Source organism: Streptomyces sp. NPDC050448, assembly GCF_040655295.1.
In the GTDB taxonomy this organism is placed as follows: domain Bacteria; phylum Actinomycetota; class Actinomycetes; order Streptomycetales; family Streptomycetaceae; genus Streptomyces.
On sequence record NZ_JBFAJR010000116.1, the window covers coordinates 1 to 2,381 of the forward strand.

The 2,381-nt window shown below is 75.0% G+C and carries 1 protein-coding gene; it reads right to left on the bottom strand.

The genetic code is table 11. The features are described 5' to 3' along the window. Positions 1-2,381, bottom strand: a 2,381-nt coding sequence (locus AB0I68_RS38930; protein ID WP_363182180.1) for an acyltransferase domain-containing protein, incomplete at both ends; no start/stop codon positions are given.

Below are 2,381 nucleotides of genomic sequence, written 5' to 3' on the forward strand. Positions count from 1 at the left end.
GACGGGACTCCGCGAACCGCTCGTCAGCCAACCACTCCTTCACCAGCCCCAACACCCGAGCAGTCTCCTCGTGCACCGCAACCGCCACATCACCCTCGGGCAGCCCCGTCAGCGGGACGCACACGAGCTCTGCGGCCGCGGCCGTCGCCAGTGCGGCGTGGGCCGTGTAGCGCACGCCCACGGTGTCCAGTCCCGCGTGGCCGTCCGCGAGCAGGGCCCAGGGGCGCTGTTCGGCCGCGGAGACCGGGGTCAGGGGCAGGGCCGTCCAGTCGACCTGGAACAGGGACTCCGGACGGCCGCCGCGTGACGCCGCGCCGATCTGCTCGGGCGAGACGGCCCGCAGAGCGAGCGACTCCACCGAGGCGACCGGTGCGCCCGCCGGGTCGGCGAGTTCCAGGGAGACCGCGTCGTGCCCGGCCGGGGCCAGGCGGACCCGGAGCGCGGAGGCTCCGGCCGCGTGCAGGCGGACGCCGCTCCAGGCGAACGGGAGCCGTCCCCGGCCGGTGTTCTCGACGAGTCCGCCGAGTCCGGCCGCGTGGAGGGTGGCGTCCAGCAGTGCCGGGTGGAGGCCGAACCAGTCGGCCGTCTGGGCGGTCTCCTCGTCCAGGGCGACCTCGGCGTACACCGCGTCGCCGTGCACCCAGGCCGCGCGCAGGCCCTGGAAGGCAGGGCCGTAGTCGAACCCGGCCGCGGCGAGGCGCTCGTACAGGCCGTCGAGGTCGACCGCCTCGGCTCCGGCCGGAGGCCAGGCCGTGAGGTCGGCCGCGGGGGCCGGCGCGTCGGCGCCGGGGGCGAGGACACCCGCGGCGTGCCGGGTCCACGGCTCGTCGGCCGGGCTGTCCTCGTCGCGGGTGTACAGCGACAGGGTGCGTCGGCCGGTGTCGTCGGCTCCGGCGACGGAGAGCCGCAGCTGGACCGCTCCGCGCTCGGGGAGGACGAGCGGGGCCTCCAGGGTCAGCTCCTCCAGGACGCCGCAGCCGACCTGGTCACCGGCGCGGACCGCCAGCTCCACGAAGGCCGTGCCCGGCAGGAGGACCGAACCGAGGACGGTGTGGTCGGCGAGCCACGGGTGGGTGGCGCAGGAGAGGCGTCCGGTGAAGAGGAACCCGTCCGAGTCGGGGAGTTCGACGGCTGCCCCGAGCAGCGGGTGGTCCGTCGCGCCGAGGCCGAAGCCGGCGGCGTCGCCCGGGGTGTGCTGGGCGGTGGCCGCGGAGTCGAGCCAGTACCAGTCGCGCTGGAAGGCGTAGGTGGGCAGCTCGGTCGGGCGGGCGCCGGTCGGGGCGAAGTACGCCGCCCAGTCCACGGTGGCGCCGTGGGCGTGCGCGCCGGCGAGGGCGGTGAGGAGGGTGACGGGCTCGGGGCGGCCGGAGCGGAGGGCGGGCGCGAACCGGGCGCCGTCCTGGGTCAGGCAGTCCTGGGCCATGGCCGACAGCACGCCGTCGGGGCCGAGTTCGACGTACGTCGTCACGCCCGCGGCCTCCAGGGCCCGGACACCGTCCAGGAAGCGGACGGCTTCGCGGACGTGGCGGACCCAGAAGTCCGCGGAACCCATCTCGTCGGTGACGGGGGCGCCGGTCAGGTTCGACACGACGGGGATGCGCGGGGCGGCGTACGTCAGGGACTCGGCGACCTTGCGGAAGTCGGCCAGCATGCCGTCCATGTGCGGGGAGTGGAAGGCGTGGCTGACGGTGAGCTGCTTGGTCTTGCGGTCGGCGAACGCCGCCACCACGGCGAGCGCGGCGTCCTCGTCGCCCGCGATCACGACCGAGGTCGGCCCGTTGATCGCGGCGATGCTCACGCGGCCGGTCAGCAGCGGCAGGACTTCGTCCTCCGACGCCTGGACCGCGATCATCACGCCACCCGACGGCAGCGCCTGCATCAACCGGCCACGGGCGGCGACGAGTTCGCAGGCGTCGTCCAGCGAGAGCACCCCGGCGACGTGCGCGGCCGCTATCTCGCCGATGGAGTGACCGGACAGGAAATCCGGACGGACTCCCCAGCTCTCGACGAGCCGGTACAGGGCCACCTCGACCGCGAAGAGCGCGGGCTGGGTGAAGGCCGTCTGGTTCAGCAGGTCCGCTTCGGTACCGAACAGGACGTTCTTCAGCGGGAGTTCGAGGTCGAGGTGCTCGCACACGGCGTCCAGGGCGGCCGCGAACACCGGGTGGGTGTCGTACAGCTCACGGCCCATCCCGAGCCGCTGGCTGCCCTGGCCGGTGAACAGGAAGGCCAGCTTCCCGGCCCCGGCCGCACCCACCACGCCGCCCGTGACCCCGGCGGCCACCGGGTCACCGCCCGCGACGGCGGCCAGACCGCGCAGCAGTTCCTCACGGTCGCCGGCCACGACCACCGCGCGGTGGCCGAAGGCCGCGCGCCGCGTC